Consider the following 15,219-nt stretch of genomic DNA (forward strand, 5'->3'; position numbering starts at 1 on the left):
GGGCCTCGGGATGCAGCCGTACGGGTGAGCTGCCTACGATCGGTAAGGACCCCGGACCAGGTAGGACGGCCCGGTCTCCTCCAGAGGGGGAGGCGCTTGCCTTTGCTGCCGGCACACCGGCTGATGACGGCCTACATCCTCGCGGTCGCCGTCGCCACCACCGTCTATCTGACGGTTCCCAGCGCGCGCACGCCGCTGTGGGCCGTCATCGGGCTCGGCGGTGTCGCGGCCGTACTCACCGGTAGCCGATTGCACCGTCCCGAGCACCGCTGGCCCTGGTGGGTCCTCGCCGCCGGCCTGCTGACCTTCATCGCGGGCGACACGTACTACAACGTGCTGGAGGACTACTTCGACGCCTCCAACCCGTTCCCCTCCCCCGCGGACGCCTGTTATCTCGCCACCTATCCGCTCTTCGCGATCGGCCTGTCCGGGCTGGTCCGCTACCGGTGGGCGGGGCACGACCTGCCGAGTCTGCTGGACGCCCTGATCCTGACCAGCGGTCTCGCGCTGCCGGTGTGGGTGTACCTGGTGCAGCCGCTCACCGAGGTGGACGGGCTGACCTGGCAGCAACGGGCGATCAGCGTCGCCTACCCCCTCGGTGACGTCCTCGTCCTCGCCCTGCTGGCCCGGCTGCTGACACCGAGCCCGGTCCACGGCCCCAACCGGTCGGTCCAGCTGCTGGTCGTCGGCACCGCCACGCTGCTCGGCTTCGACATCGCGTACGGCTTCCTCCAGCTCAACGCGATGTGGGAGACCGGCACCCTGCTGGACACCGGGTGGATCGTCTTCTACACGGCATGGGGCCTGGCCGCGCTGCATCCCTCGATGGTGGATCTGACCTCGGCGGTCCCGCAGAAGCAGTCGCTGCTGCCACCGCCGCGCCGTCTGGTCCTGCTGGCCGTGGTCACGCTCATCGCGCCGGGCATCCTCCTCTACGAGGGGCTGAGCGGCTCGCCCCACCACGCCTCCGTCATCGCCGCCTTCTCCAGCGTGCTGTTCCTGCTGGTCATCCTGCGTCTCGCGGGCATCGTCGTGGTCCACCGCAAGGCTGTGGCGCGGGAACTGGCGCTGCGCGGGGCGGGGGCCTCGCTGGTCTCGGCGGTCCGGCAGGAGGAGGTCGCCCGGTCCTGCGAGACGGCGGTCGACACCCTGCTCGGTCCCGCGGTCCGGCACCGCACCGTGCTGCTGCCGGCCGAGCGGGCCGCGGAGTTCGTCCCCGGCGGCAGCCGCATGGTGTCCCGCGGCGAGCTCGCCCCCGACGTCGCCGTCGGCTTCGCGGGCCTGCCCGCCGTCCTGGCCTGCCCGATGACGCCGCCCGACCGTCCGGCCGCACAGATCCCGGGGGTCCTGCTGGTCGCGGGGCCGCCCCAGCCACTGCACGAGACCCGCGCCTCGCTGGAGATCCTCGCCTCGCACGCGGGCCTGGCCGTCGAGCGGGTCGCGCTGCGCCAGGAGATCATCCGCCGGGAGAGCGAGGCCTACTTCCGCACCCTCGTGCGCAACACCTCCGACGTCATCCTGATCGTCGAGGACGACAACACCATCCGCTACGCCAGCCCGTCCGCCGCCTCCGTCTTCGGCGGCACGGAACTCGTCGGGGCCTCCCTGCCCGACCTGGTCGATCCCCGCGACCGCAACCGCGCGGCCCGCGAGCTCCAGGGCGTGCGTGAGAACGGCCCGCGGGCCGCCCATGACCACTGGTGGGTGCGGCACCGGGAGGGCCGGGTCGAGGTGGAGGTGCGGTGCAGCGACTTCCGGGACGAGCGCACCGTCGCCGGCCTTGTGGTCACCCTGCGGGACGTCACCGAGCAGCGGCGTCTGGAGCACGAACTGACCCAGCGGGCCTTCCACGACTCCCTCACCGGCCTGCCCAACCGGACCCTGCTCCTGGAGCGCATCGAGCGGGCGCTGCTGCGCGGCCGCCGCGAGTCCTCCCTGACCTGTCTGCTCTTCATCGACCTGGACGACTTCAAGCAGGTCAACGACACCCTCGGGCACTCCGCGGGCGACCATCTGCTGATGGCCGTCGGCAGCCGGCTGGCCAAGGCGCTGCGGCGCACCGACACGGCGGCCCGGCTCGGCGGCGACGAGTTCGCGGTGCTGATGGAGGACGCCCGCGAGCCGCTGGACGCGGAGCTGCTCGCCGCACAGGTGATCCAGACCCTGACCCGGCCGTTCGTGCTGGGCGAGGAGTCGGTGACGGTGTCCGCGAGCGTCGGGGTGGCCACGGCCCGGGACAGCACCGACGCGGAGGAGCTGCTGGGCCACGCGGACCTCGCGCTGTACGCGGCGAAGGCGGCGGGCAAGCGGCAGTGGCGGCGGTTCCAGCCGCTGCTGCACACACGCATGGTCGAGCGGCACGATCTGCAGAGCCGGCTCGCGCAGGCGGTCGAGGGCAAGGAGTTCGCGCTGCGCTACCAGCCCGTCGTGGACATCACCGCGGGCGAGGTGGTCGGCTTCGAGGCGCTGGTGCGCTGGCCCTCCCCGCGCCGCCGTCCGGTGTCGCCGGAGCAGTTCATCTCGCTGGCCGAGGAGACCGGGCACATCGCGGTGCTGGGCTCCTGGGTGCTGGAGAACGCGGTCCAGGACATCGCGGGGCTGCAGAAACTGCCGGCGCCCGGCGAGCCGCCGTACGTCAGCGTCAACGTCTCCGCCCGGCAGTTCCGCGACGCCGGCTTCGTCGACCAGGTCGGCGAGGCGCTCAGGACGCCGGGACTGGCGCCGGGATCACTGCAACTGGAGCTCACCGAGACGCTGTTGCTGCGCCACGACATCCAGATCCAGGGCGTGCTGCAGGCGCTCAAGGAGCTGGGCGTGCACATCGCCGTGGACGACTTCGGCACCGGTTTCTCCTCGCTGCGCTATCTGCGGGACTTCCCGATCGACGTACTGAAGATCGACAAGACGTTCATCGACGACATCACGCACGACCCCCAGCAGGTCGCCCTGGTCGAGGGCATCGTGCGCATCGCCGACACCCTCGGGATGCAGGTGATCGCGGAGGGGATCGAGGAGCCCGGGCAGCGGGACCTGCTGCTGGGCATGGGGTGCCGGTTCGGGCAGGGCTATCTGTTCGCCCGGCCGATGACGGTGCGGCAGAGCGAGCGGGTACTGCGGGAGCGGGACGGGGTGCGGCGCGCGACGGTCACCGACGGCGCGCCCGCCCCCCGCAGGGCGCCGGTGCGCGGCGAGCGGGCGGTGCGCTGGGCCGACCTGGAGCATCTGCGGCGCACCAGCCTCATGACCGACGCCGTCCTCGACGAGGTACGGGGCCGGCACATCCGCAGCCGCGGCCACTGGCTGATCGACTTCGCCTCCTGCAACTACCTGGGCTTCGACTGGGACCCGGAGATCTCGGCGCGGATCGAGCCCATGGTGCGCCGCTGGGGCACCCACCCGAGCTGGTCGCGGCTCATCGGCAGCCCGCGGCCGTATCCGGAGATCGAGGAGCGGCTGGCCGAACTCCTGGGCGCGCCCGACACGTTGCTGCTGCCGACGCTGACGATCATCCACTCCTCGGTGATCCCGGTCCTCGCCGAGGGCGGTCATGTCTTCGTCGAGGCGACCGCGCACCGGACCGTCTACGACGGGTGTGTCGTCGCCCGCGGTCAGGGCGCCACCCTGCGCCGCTTCCACGCCGAACGCCCCGAGGAACTGGACGGGTTGCTGGCCGCGGTGCCCGGCAGCGGGCCCCGCCTGGTGTGCCTGGACGGCGTCAACAGCATGAGCGGCAACGTGCCCGACCTGCCCGCGCTGGCGGCGGTGTGCCGGGCCCGGGGCGCGACGCTCTACCTCGACGACGCGCACGGGTTCGGGGTCATCGGGGAGCGCGCGCCCGACGAGTCCTGCCCGTACGGTGCGCGCGGCAACGGCGTGGTGCGGCACACCGGGGAGTCGTACGACGGGATCGTGCTCGCCGCCGGTTTCTCCAAGGCGTACTCGTCGCTGCTGGCGTTCCTCGCCCTGCCGACGGAGCTGAAGAGCCGGCTGAAGACGGCCGCCGCCCCCTACCTCTACTCGGGCCCGTCACCGACCGCGTCCCTCGCGACCGTCCTCGCCGGTCTGGACGTCAACGAGCGCCGCGGTGACGGCATCCGGGCCGAGTTGTACCGCAAGACGGTCCGGGTCCTCGACCATCTCGACGACCTGGAGGTGCGCACCCTCAACACGGACCGGCTGCCGATCCTGGAGATTCCGCTGGCGGACCCGTCCGACCTCGACGCGGTCGCCGCGTTCCTGTGGGAGGAGGGCATCTATGTCACGCTCGCGGCGTATCCCCTCGTACCGCGTGACCGGGTGGGCTTCCGAGTCCAGATCACGGCTCTCAACTCCGACGAGGACATCGAGCGGCTCACCGCGACCCTGTCGCGGCTGGCCGCGCGGTTCCGGCTGCGGTCCAAGGAGTGAGGAGTGAGGAGTTGATGGCGACGCACAACGACGACGTGGACTGGGACCGGTGGCCGGTCGCCGACTACCTCGCGGAGAACTACCGGGAGCTGCATCCCTCGGACGCGGCGGTCATCGCGCACCACTCGGCGTTCTACCGCCGGTTCGCACCGGGTGAGATCGCACGGTCGGTGGAGTTCGGGGCGGGCCCCAACCTCTACCCGCTGATCCTCGCGTCGGCGGCGAGCCGGCGGATCGAGGCCGTGGAGGCGGGGGCCGGCAACATCGCCTATCTGGAGCGGCAGATCCTGTGCGGGCCCGAGGCGAGCTGGCTGCCCTTCCACGCCCTGTGCCGGCGGCTGAACCCCGAACTGCCCTCGAGGCTGGCCAGGTCACTGGCGCGGGTGCACGTCGTCCATCAGGACGTCCGCGACCTCGAACGGGGCGGGTACGGGCTCGCGTCCATGCATTTCGTCGCGGAGGGCGCCACCGAGGACCGCGCGGAGTTCACGGAGTTCTGCCGGGCGTTCGTACGGTGTGTGGCGCCGGGCGGACATCTGGTGGCGGCGTTCATGGAGAACATGCCGACGTACCGGATCGGGCCGGCGTCGAGGTGGCCGGGGTGTCCCGTGGAGCCCGAGACGGTGCGGTCCGTGTTCGCCCCGCTCACCAGTGAGTTGACGGTCCATCACATCGACTCCGATCCGACGCTGCCGGACTACGGGGACTCGGGGATGGTCCTGCTGACAGCCACCGTGGCGCCGTCGTGAACACGGCGGAGGCCCCGCCGGTCGCCATCCGGCAGGGTCTTCCGTCGTCCTGGAAACCGGTGCGTTCAGCGCTGCGCCCCGGGGCGGAAGCGCCGGTACAGCGCCGCTCCGCCGAGCAGCAGCGCGGCGCTGCCCGCCGCGGCCGGGACGGTGAGGTCACTGCCGGTGTGGGCGAGGGAGGCCACGGGCTGCCGGGGTCCGGGCTGGGGGGCCTTCGGGCCCGGGGGCGCCTCGGGCGCGGCGGGCGGCTTCGGGGCCGGGTGCGCCGGGGTCTTCGGGGGCCGGCCGCCTGAGGTGTTGCCGGAGGTGTTGCCGGTGGCCGGGTTGCCGACGCCGACCACGTTCACGCTGTTGCCGGTGACGTTCACGGGGAGGTGGACGGGGAGCTGGACCCCGTTGCCGGAGATCACCCCGGGCGAGTCGTTCTCGTCGCCCCGGGCCGCGGCGCCCCCCGGTGCGGAGGAGCCTGCCCCGCCCTCGTTGACGCAGCTGTTGCCCGCGGCCGGGTTGAGGAGTCCGACCACGTTCACGGTGTTGCCGCACACATTGACCGGCACGTGCACCGGCAGCTGGATCGTGTTGCCGGAGATCACGCCGGGCGAGTCGGCCGCGGCACCGTCCGCCGACGCGTCGGCGAACGCCGGCATCGACACGGCCATGGCGCCGGACAGCGCGGCGACGGCGATCACACCGTTTCGGGTAACCCGTTTCATAGGGTCCCTGCCTTCCAGACATGGATCGCGGGCGGTCACCCGCACCGGATAAAACGCAGACGAACCATCCGAGTTATGGCTTATCGGCCTTTCACCCCATCGAGCGTCACGGTTGTCGAACTAGCCGTAAAGCAGTCGAATACGCATGGAGGGGCGCAGGATAAGGCACTTCATATGATCCCGCCCGCCGGGAGGCGACCCTCCAGGGGGCCGCTTATCGTGATCGTGGGTGCCGTTCCCCGGTCCGCTGTGGGCGCCCTGGAGGCATTGATGCTGGCCAAGCTGTGTACGCGGCCCCGGGTCAGGCGCTGCGCCCTCACCTCTGCGGTCGGACTGGCACTGCTGGGTGCGGCGCTGCCGACGGCCGCCCACCGCGACGAGGACAAGCCGGATCTGTCGCGGTTCTACGACCAGAAGGTCACGTGGTCCAAGTGCGAGGGGCTGGAGGCGCCCAAGGATCTCCGCTGCGGCAAGGTCACCGTGCCCCTCGACTACTCCCGGCCCACGTCCGGCACGCTGGAGCTGGCCCTGGCCCGCTATCGGGCGACCGGGAAGTCACGGGGGTCGGTGCTGCTCAACTTCGGCGGCCCCGGTGGTGCGGGGGTCAGTGAACTCGCCGCCGGGGGCGATGAGTTCATGGGCCTGGCCAAGGGCTACGACGTGGTGTCCTTCGATCCGCGCGGCGTCGGCCGGTCCTCACCGGTCAGTTGCGGGGACGGCACCGAGGACGCGCTGCTGGCGTTGGACGACGGCTCCGAGGTGAGCGACGATCCACGGGCCGTGCTGGGCCGGTTGAGGAAGGCCGCCACCGCGTGTGCCGAGCACTCCGGCCCGGTCCTCCCCCACATCGGCACCGTGAACGCGGCCCGCGACCTCGACGTGATGCGCGAGGCGCTCGGCGACAAGAAGCTCAACTACCTGGGTTTCTCCTACGGAACGCGCCTCGGCGCCGTGTACGCGGCTCAATTCCCGAAGAACGTGGGCCGGTTGGTGCTCGACGGCGTGGACACGCTCACCGAGCCCATGACCGAGCAGGCGCTCGTGGGCGCCGAGGGCCAGCAGAAGGCGCTGGACGACTTCATCGACTGGTGTGCCGACGACGTCGCCTGTCCCTTCGGCCAGGACACCCGCTCCGCCCGGGAGCAGGTCGTCCGGCTGGTCGACTCGCTGGACGAGGACCCGGTGCCGACCGACTGGGGCGAGGCCTTCTCCGGTCAGGACCTCGTGGGCGCCCTCTCGCAGGCCCTCTACAGCAGGGAGCTGTGGCCGTCCCTGGAGCGGGCCGTCGCCCAGCTCGTGGAGGACGGTGACACGCGGGGTGTGCTGGGCTTCTCGGGCGGCGGCTACGCGCTGCCGGGCCGGTCGGACGGCGACGGGGAGAACGACGGCGAGCTCGCCGACGAGGAGGACGTCCCGCTGGACAACCTGCCGGCGGCGCTGATGGCGATCAACTGCGCGGACGACCCGGACCGCCCCACCGCCGACGAGATCACCCGCAATCTCGGCCGGCTGCGCGCCGAGTACGAGGAGGCCTCCCCCGTCTTCGGCCGCTACCGCCTCACCGAGGTGCTGATGTGCTACGGCCGCCCCAAGGGCACCGACTACATCCGCGAGGACGTTCGGGACGTCGACGGCCCGAAGATGCTCCTCGTCGGCACCCGCGGCGACCCGGCGACGCCGTACCGCTGGACCGTGGAGACCGCGAAGCGGCTGGGCGACGCGGCCGTGGTGCTCGACAACAAGGGCGACGGCCACACCGGGTACGGCTCCTCGAAGTGCGTCCAGCGCAAGGTCGACACCTTCCTGCTCTACGGCACCCTGCCCCCCAGCGGCAGCTCCTGCGGCTCGGAGGAGGACGACCGTTGATCCCTCTCGCCGCCCTCACCCTGACCGCCGCCCTGTTCACGGCCGCTCCGGCGAGCGCCGACGCCTCCCCCGTCTGCCCGGACCGCATGCTCACCCTGCGGGCTGAGGCGTCGGCGGCCGACCCCGGCGTGGTGCGCGTCAGCGTGACCTACCACGGCACACGCGCCTGCACGGTGGCCCGCATCCCCACCGTGACCTTCCAGGACCTCGACGGCTCGGCCCAGCCGGTGCCCGCGGGCCCCACCGGGCGCTATCGGCTCGCGCCGGGCGACACGGCGTACGCGACCGTCCGTACGGTCGCCGACCCGGCCGACGCCCAGGCCCGCCGGGTGGACGCGCTGGCCGTCTCCGCGGACCCCTCCCACTGGGGCCGTGCCTTCACGGCGGCCGGGCTCGGGGCCGGGGACACGATCCAGGTGTGGGAGCCCGTGACGAGCTGGTGGCAGCCATCGGCGACCGCCGCCGACAGGGCCCTCGGCGTCCGGTGAACCCGTCCGCCCCTCAGCTTTCGCCGTCTGCCCCGACCTGCGTTTGACTCGTGGTGTGCGTCGCTTCCTGTTGCTGGTGACCGTCATCCTCGGTGCGGCCGGGGCCCTGGCCCTGTCCCTCGCCGTGTCTTTCTGGTGGTGGTGCGCGGCGGGGCCGCTGCTCGCCCTGGCCGCGGTCGGTGCCTGGGATCTCGTGCAGGCCCGCCACTCGGTGCTGCGGAACTACCCTCTGCTCGGGCATCTGCGCTTCCTGCTGGAGAAGCTGCGGCCGGAGATGCAGCAGTACTTCGTCGAGCGGAACTTCGACGGCCGGCCCTTCGACCGCGATGTGCGCAGCATCGTGTACGAGCGCGCCAAGGGCGTCGACGCCGAGGAGCCGTTCGGTACCGAGCGGGACGTGTACGCGGACGGCTACGAGTTCCTGGTGCCGTCGATGCGGCCGGTCCGGGTGCCGCAGGAGGTGCCGACGGTACGGGTCGGCGGGCCGGACTGCCGGGTGCCGTACGACATGGCGCTGCTGAACGTCTCCGCCATGAGCTTCGGCTCGCTCTCCTCGCACGCGATCCTCGCCCTCAACCGGGGTGCCGCGCTCGGGGGTTTCGCGCACGACACCGGCGAGGGCGGCCTGTCCGAGTACCACCTGCGGGGCGGCGGCGATCTCATCTGGGAGATCGGGACCGGCTACTTCGGCTGCCGTACCCCCGAAGGGCGGTTCGACGGGCGGGAGTTCGCGGACAAGGCGGCGCTGCCCGAGGTGAAGTGCGTGTCGCTGAAGCTCTCCCAGGGCGCCAAGCCGGGGATCGGCGGGGTGCTGCCGGGCGCCAAGGTGAATGCCGAGATCGCGCGGGCCAGGGATGTGCCGGAGGGCGAGACGGTGGTGTCGCCGCCGTACCACCAGGTGTTCGGCACGCCGCGCGAGCTGGTCAGGTTCATCGCTCTGATGCGGGAGTTGGCGGGTGGCAAGCCGACCGGGTTCAAGCTGTGCGTGGGCTCGCGGCGGCAGTTCCTGGCCGTGTGCAAGGCGATGCTCGCGGAGGGGGTGACGCCCGACTTCATCGTGGTGGACGGCGCCGAGGGCGGCACGGGCGCGGCACCGCTGGAGTTCGCCGACCATCTCGGGATGCCGCTCACCGAGGGGCTGGTCACCGTGCGCAACGCTCTGGTCGGCACCGGCCTGAAGGACCGGGTGCGGATCGGCGCGAGCGGCAAGGTGGCCACCGGCACGGACATCGTCAAGCGGCTGATCCAGGGCGCCGACTACACGAACGCGGCCCGGGCCATGATGTTCGCGGTCGGCTGCATCCAGGCCCAGCGCTGTCACACCAACACCTGTCCCGTCGGCGTGACGACCCAGGACCCTCGCCGGGTCCGCGCGCTGGACGTGGCCGACAAGTCGGCGCGCGTGCACCGGTTCCAGCGGGCGACGGTCAAGAGCGCGGTGCAGATCATGGCCGCGATGGGGGTGAGCGATCCTCGCGAGCTGACCACCGGGATGCTGGTGCGGCGCCTCGATCCGACGACGATCGCCCCGTACGCCGACCTCTACGAGTGGCTCGCCCCGGGCGAGCTGCTGCGGGAGCCGCCCGCCTCCTGGGACGCGGACTGGCGGGCGGCGGACCCGGACTCGTTCGTCTGAACCGTCGGCCTGGATCGTTGCCCCGAGCCGTCAGCCTTCCCAGTGCGCGAGACGCTCCAGGGCGCCGGCCGCCGCCACGAAGCCGTCGTCGCCGAGCAGGCCGCGCAGTTCGGCGTTGAAGCGGTCGATCGCGGGCTGGGCGGCGATCAGCGCCGCGGCTCCGGACTCGGTCAGTTCCAGGACCACGGCCCGGTGCTCGCGCGGGTGCGCCGACTTGTCGAGGAGCCCCGCGGCGGTGAGCCGGGCGACGAGCGCGGTGACGGCCGACTCGCGCAGTCCGAGTGTGCGGGCGAGCTGCTGCTGGCTCAGGCCCGGCTCGTCGCGCACCGCGAACAGCGCGCCGATCTGGGCCGTGGTGACCCCGGCGGCGGCCAGGCAGCGCCGGTCCGCGGAGGTGCGCAGCCGGTGCGCGGACCGCTGGAGCAGAAAGTAGAAGCGCTGATCGGGGTCGGCGGGCATGGGGCGATGTTGACAGAGGACACCGGTTCGCGCCACTCTCACTTCACTGATGAAGTGAGAGTGGCGGGGTGAGCGGCACGATGGATCTGGAACTGGCCGGGAAGGTCCTCGCGGAACAGCCCTTCAGCAGGCTGCTGGGCGCGCGGGTGACGGCCTTCGGAAACGGCGAGGCAACCCTGGAGCTGGACATCCGCGAGGAACTGCTCCAGCAGTACGGCTTCGTCCACGGCGGCGTGCTCTCCTACGCGGCCGACAACACGCTCACGCTCGCCGCGGCGACCGTCGTGGGTCCGGGTCTGATCACGTCCGGGTTCACCATCGACTATCTGCGTCCGGCGACGGGCACGGTCCTGCGCGCGCACGCCCGGGTGGTGCGGGCCGGCCGCACCCGGGTCGTGACCCGCTGCGATGTCCTCACGGTCGACGACGCCGGTGCGCAGACCCTGTGCGCGGTGGCGCAGGGGAACATCGCCGTGCTCGAAGGACCGGGCGAGAAGCGGTAGTTCAGAAGTCCACCGGGTCCCGCACGATCGGGCAGGTCATGCAGTGCCCGCCGCCCCGGCCACGGCCGAGTTCCGCGCCGACGATGGTGACGACCTCGATGCCGGCCTTGCGCAGCAGCGTGTTGGTCTGGGTGTTGCGGTCGTAGGTGAAGACCACGCCGGGCTCCAGGGCGACCGCGTTGTTGCCGCTGTCCCACTGCTGGCGCTCGGAGGCGTAGACGTCCCCGCCGGTCTCCACGACCCGCAGCCCCGGCAGGCCGAGCGCCTTGGCGACGACGTCGACGAACGGCGTCGAGCCCTCGTCGATCAGCTCGATACCGGGCGCCTTGTCGCTGGGCCGCAGGGAGAAGGTGTGGACGCCGTCCATGATGGTCGGATAGAGGGTGACCAGGTCGCGGTCGGCGAAGGTGAAGACGGTGTCGAGGTGCATCGCGGAGCGCAGCTTCGGCATGCCCGCGACGATCACATGCTCGGCGGCACCGTTCTTGAACAGGGCCGCGGCCACCTGCGTGATGGCCTGGCGCGAGGTGCGCTCGCTCATGCCCATCAGGACGACTCCGTTGCCGACCGGCATGATGTCGCCGCCCTCGAACGTGGCCTGCCCCCAGTCGAGTTCGGGGTCGCCCCACCAGACGGTGGAGCCCACGTAGTCGGGGTGGAAGCTGTAGACCGCCTTCATCAGCAGCGTCTCGTCGTGCCGGGCGGGCCAGTAGAGCGGGTTGAGCGTGAGGCCGCCGTAGAGCCAGCACGTGGTGTCGCGGGTGTAGAGGGTGTTGGGCAGCGGCGGCATCAGGTACTCGCGTACGCCGGTGGATTCACGGGCGAGTTCGAGATAGCCGGAGCGGAAGTCGTCGGGCAGGTCGGTGGTGGCGAGGCCGCCGATCAGGTACTTGGCGAGGCGTTCGGGTTCGAGGGACTCCAGGTACGCGCGCGTCTGGTCGACAAGGCCGAGGCCGACCTCGTTGGCGACGATCTTCCGGTCGAGGAGCCAGTCCCGGGCGCCCGGCACCGCCAGCGTCTGGGCCAGCAGGTCGTGCAACTCGACGACGTCGACGTCCCGTTCGCGCAGCTTGTTGACGAAGTCGGCGTGGTCGCGCTGGGCGTTCTCCACCCACATGACGTCGTCGAAGAGCAGGTCGTCGGAGTTGGTGGGGGTGAGTCTGCGATGGGCGAGCCCGGGGGCGCAGACCAGCACCTTGCGGAGTCTGCCGACCTCGGAGTGGACGCCGTACGCGGGACGGGTGTCTTGACTACTGGTCACGGTGCACCTTCCGGGGCTTCACAGGCTGATCCAGCCCACTGCCAGGGCCACGACGCCGAGGACCGCGCCGGCCACCGACGCGGCGAGGATGACCAGCTCGCGCGGTGAGAACAGGCGTCGGCCCTGCTCCTTGCGGGCCATCACGAACAGCACGGTGGCGGGGGCGTAGATGATGAAGGAGACAAGGACGAACTTGAGGCCCGCCGCGTAGATGAGGAACGCGGTGTAGACGGTGGCGAGCGCGGCGATCGCCAACTGACCCCGCGGTCCGCCCCAGCCGATCTTCACCGCGAAGCCCGCGGCCAGCAGGAACGGGATCAGCGTCAGGGCGCTGGTCAGGTCGAGGGCGAAGTTGAAGGCGTCGTCGGAGAACAGGGTGACGACGAGGACGATCTGGCTGAGCACCGTGGACATCACGAGGGCCGGCACCGGCACGTCGGCGGCCGTGGCGCGCTTGAGGAAGCGCGGCATGTCGTCGTCCTTGGCGGCCACGTAGAGCACCTCGGCCGCCATCAACGTCCAGGCCAGATAGGCGCCGAGGACGGAGACGATCAGGCCGACGCTGACGAAGACCTTGCCCCAGGTGCCGACCGCGTGTTCCAGCACCTCGGCCATGGAGGGCTGGCGCAGTTCGGCGATCTCGGCCATCGGCATGATGCCGTACGACACGATCGTGACCGACGCGAAGATCGCGAAGACGCTGACGAAACCGAGGATCGTGGCCCGGCCGACGTCCTCGCGGCGCCGCGCGTGCCGGGAGTAGACGCTCGCGCCCTCCACCCCGAGGAACACGAACACCGTGGCCAGCATGGTGCCCTTGACCTGGTTGAAGAGGGAGCCCGCGTAGTCCGCGCCGGCGAAGTTGTCGGCGAAGACGCTCGGCTTGAGATAGAAGAGCGCGAGGATGACGAAGACGATGATCGGTACGACCTTGGCGACCGTGACGATCCGGTTGATCGCCGCCGCCTCCTTCACCCCGCGGCTGATCAGCGCGAAGAACAGCCACAGCCCCACGGAGGAGAGCACCACTGCGAGCACGGTGTCGCCGTCGCCGAGCGCGGGCGCGATCGCGCCGATCGTCGACATGATCAGCACCCAGTACGTGACGTTGCCGACGCAGGCGCTCGCCCAGTAGCCGAACGCCGAGAAGAAACCCAGGTATTCACCGAAACCGGCCTTGGCGTACGCGTACACACCCGCGTCGAGATCGGGCCGGCGCACCGCGAGCGTCTGGAAGACGAAGGCGAGCATCAGCATGCCGGTGCCGGCCACCGCCCAGGCGATGAGGGCACCGGCCACACCGGTCTCCTGCGCGAACCTGCGCGGCAGGGAGAACACACCGGCGCCGACCATCGAGCCGACCACCATGGTGGTGAGCGTCGGCAGGGACAGCTTCGCGGCGGGCGGCGACTGGGTCTTGGTGTCGGCCTGGGTCATGGGCGTCCTCGGTTCCGGCGACTCAAGCGACGCTAGCAGCGAAATGTTCCGTTTGCCCGTCTTGCTGGTCCGGGCCGACGAGGCCCTCCCGCCCCTGATGCCCCGTCCGCAAATCAGTCCTATCGTGCTCATATGGAGCACGCACTCAGTCCCACGACCCTCACCGAGCTCCGGCGCCCGCGCCCCTATCCAGCGGTGTCCGTGCTGACTCCGACACATCGCCGCGAGCCCGACAACGCCCAGGACCCGGTCCGGCTGCGCAATGTCGTGGCCGAGGCCAAGAAGCAGTTGGAAGCCGATCCCGCGGTCCCCCGGGAGCGGCGTCTCGACGTCGCCCGCCAGCTCGACCAGGCGCTCGCCGAGGTCGACCTGGCCCACGCCGAGGACGGCCTGGTGATCTTCGCCGCGCCGGGTGAGCACCAGGTGTGGTCGCTCGCCCGCAGCGTGCCCGAACGCGTCGTGCTGTCGGACACCTTCCTCACCCGCAACCTCGTCTCCGCGCAGGCCTCCGAACGCCCCTTCTGGGTCCTGTCGGTCGCCCCCGACCGCGCCACCCTCTGGAACGGCGGCACCGACCGCGTCGTCGAGGACCGGCTGGCCGGCTTCCCCCTCACCAGGGACCACCGCGAGAACTTCGACGCCGAGCGCCAGGAGCGGATCGGCGACATGCCGAGCACCTTCCGGGACGAGAGCACGCGTCACTTCCTGCGCGACGCCGACACCGCGATGGCCAAGCTCCTCAGGGATCAGCCGCGCCCGCTCTACGTCACTGGCGAGCAGGCCGCACTCTCCGTCCTGGACGAGGTCGGCAGCGTCACCAAGGACGCGGTGCACGTCCCGCACGGCGGCCTCGCGCACGGCACGCCGGACGCGGTGTGGCACGCGGTACGGCCACTGCACGAGGCCGAGACCCGCAAGAACACCGCAGCGGTGGCCCGTGAACTCGAGACGGCACGCGGTCGCCGCGCCTTCGCGGCCGGTGTCGACGAGGTCTGGCAGAACGCCCGGGAGGGCCGGGTCCGGCTGCTCGCCGTCGAGGAGAACTACCGGATCACCGTGCGTGACACCGACGGCGACCACCTGGCCCCCGCGGCGAGCGGCGACCTCGACGCCCGCGAGGACATCGTGGACGAGATCGTCGAGCAGTGCCTGGAGACGGGCGCCGACGTGCGCTTCGTCCCTGACGGCACCCTGGGCGACGCCCACGGGATCGCGGGGGTGCTGAGGTACTGACGCCGAGCTCGGGGATTACCGGTATGGAAAGGTCCTGACATGGCGCAGACATCCGGCGGGGTCCGACGCCCCGACATGAGCGCACGACCCCTGGGCGGAGGCCTCACCCTCTTCGCCGGCTGGGCACTGGAGCTGAGCGGGACGCTCAGCATCCTCCTCGGTGTCGTCGGCGTCACGAGCGACACCCTTTTCAGCTCGCCCGACTACACCTACGAGTTCAGCCTGACGGCCTGGGGCTGGATCCATGTCGTCGTGGGCATCGGGCTCGTCGCCGCAGGCCTCGGCGTCCTGCTCGGCAAGAGCTGGGGCACGGGGGCCGGCGCGGCCCTGGGCGCGATCAGCCTGATCACACAGTTCATGTTCATCCCCTTTTACCCCCTGTGGTCGATCAGCGTGATGACCCTCGACATCGTCGCCGTCTGGACCCTGGCCAGAGCCGCCGCGGTGGACGAACGGCAACCCTGAGG

The 15,219-nt window shown here is 71.2% G+C and carries 12 protein-coding genes; 8 read left to right on the forward strand and 4 right to left on the reverse strand.

Annotated elements, in window-relative coordinates; all coding sequences use genetic code 11:
• The first annotated feature begins 123 nt into the window (after positions 1–123).
• The gene (locus OG885_RS05105) at positions 124–4,407 is read left to right on the forward strand and encodes an aminotransferase class I/II-fold pyridoxal phosphate-dependent enzyme (RefSeq protein ID WP_405742581.1); all 4,284 of its coding nucleotides are present in this window, start codon (positions 124–126) and stop codon (positions 4,405–4,407) included.
• Between the two features lie 14 nt (positions 4,408–4,421).
• Positions 4,422–5,156, forward strand: a complete 735-nt coding sequence (locus OG885_RS05110; protein ID WP_405726655.1) for a class I SAM-dependent methyltransferase — start codon at positions 4,422–4,424, stop codon at positions 5,154–5,156.
• Positions 5,157–5,221: 65 nt separating this feature from the next.
• On the opposite strand, the gene OG885_RS05115 is transcribed toward OG885_RS05110, so the two are convergent.
• Positions 5,222–5,869 (reverse strand): chaplin, encoded by a 648-nt coding sequence (locus tag OG885_RS05115; protein ID WP_405726658.1) that lies wholly within the window; start codon positions 5,867–5,869, stop codon positions 5,222–5,224.
• Between the two features lie 270 nt (positions 5,870–6,139).
• Between OG885_RS05115 and OG885_RS05120 the strand changes: the two genes are divergently transcribed.
• The 3 genes from OG885_RS05120 to OG885_RS05130 all read left to right on the forward strand — a co-directional run bounded on the left by OG885_RS05120 (position 6,140) and on the right by OG885_RS05130 (position 9,859).
• Positions 6,140–7,735, forward strand: coding sequence for an alpha/beta hydrolase (locus OG885_RS05120; protein WP_405726661.1), 1,596 nt, complete (start codon positions 6,140–6,142; stop codon positions 7,733–7,735).
• Positions 7,732–8,223: a DUF4232 domain-containing protein gene (locus OG885_RS05125; RefSeq protein WP_405726664.1), complete on the forward strand. Its 492-nt coding sequence runs from the start codon at positions 7,732–7,734 to the stop codon at positions 8,221–8,223. The genes OG885_RS05120 and OG885_RS05125 overlap by 4 nt, the downstream gene beginning before the upstream one ends.
• Before the next feature lie 76 nt (positions 8,224–8,299).
• Entirely contained in the window at positions 8,300–9,859 is a 1,560-nt protein-coding gene (locus OG885_RS05130; protein WP_405742583.1) for an FMN-binding glutamate synthase family protein, read from the forward strand.
• Between the two features lie 30 nt (positions 9,860–9,889).
• Here OG885_RS05130 and OG885_RS05135 read toward each other — a convergent pair whose 3' ends face one another.
• On the reverse strand, positions 9,890–10,318 hold the full coding sequence (locus OG885_RS05135; protein WP_405726667.1) for a MarR family winged helix-turn-helix transcriptional regulator: 429 nt from the start codon (positions 10,316–10,318) through the stop codon (positions 9,890–9,892).
• Between the two features lie 80 nt (positions 10,319–10,398).
• Here OG885_RS05135 and OG885_RS05140 point away from each other — a divergent pair, with 80 nt between their 5' ends.
• Positions 10,399–10,821 carry a PaaI family thioesterase gene (locus OG885_RS05140; protein ID WP_405742585.1) on the forward strand — a complete coding sequence of 141 codons (423 nt, stop codon included), beginning with the start codon at positions 10,399–10,401 and terminating at the stop codon, positions 10,819–10,821.
• Position 10,822: 1 nt separating this feature from the next.
• Here the strand turns inward: OG885_RS05140 and OG885_RS05145 are convergent, their stop codons facing one another.
• Together OG885_RS05145 and OG885_RS05150 are read right to left on the reverse strand one after the other, a co-directional pair.
• On the reverse strand, positions 10,823–12,082 hold the full coding sequence (locus OG885_RS05145) for an arginine deiminase (RefSeq protein ID WP_405726670.1): 1,260 nt from the start codon (positions 12,080–12,082) through the stop codon (positions 10,823–10,825).
• 18 nt (positions 12,083–12,100) lie between these two features.
• Positions 12,101–13,519: a basic amino acid/polyamine antiporter gene (locus tag OG885_RS05150; protein ID WP_405726673.1), complete on the reverse strand. Its 1,419-nt coding sequence runs from the start codon at positions 13,517–13,519 to the stop codon at positions 12,101–12,103.
• A 132-nt stretch (positions 13,520–13,651) separates the two neighbouring features.
• On the opposite strand from OG885_RS05150, the gene OG885_RS05155 reads away from it, so the two are divergent.
• Together OG885_RS05155 and OG885_RS05160 are read left to right on the forward strand one after the other, a co-directional pair.
• The gene (locus OG885_RS05155) at positions 13,652–14,752 is read left to right on the forward strand and encodes a chemotaxis protein (RefSeq protein ID WP_405726676.1); all 1,101 of its coding nucleotides are present in this window, start codon (positions 13,652–13,654) and stop codon (positions 14,750–14,752) included.
• Positions 14,753–14,791: 39 nt separating this feature from the next.
• Positions 14,792–15,217: a hypothetical protein gene (locus tag OG885_RS05160; RefSeq protein WP_405726679.1), complete on the forward strand. Its 426-nt coding sequence runs from the start codon at positions 14,792–14,794 to the stop codon at positions 15,215–15,217.
• Positions 15,218–15,219 lie beyond the last annotated feature (2 nt).

The organism is Streptomyces sp. NBC_00028, assembly GCF_045041065.1.
Lineage (GTDB): Bacteria > Actinomycetota > Actinomycetes > Streptomycetales > Streptomycetaceae > Streptomyces.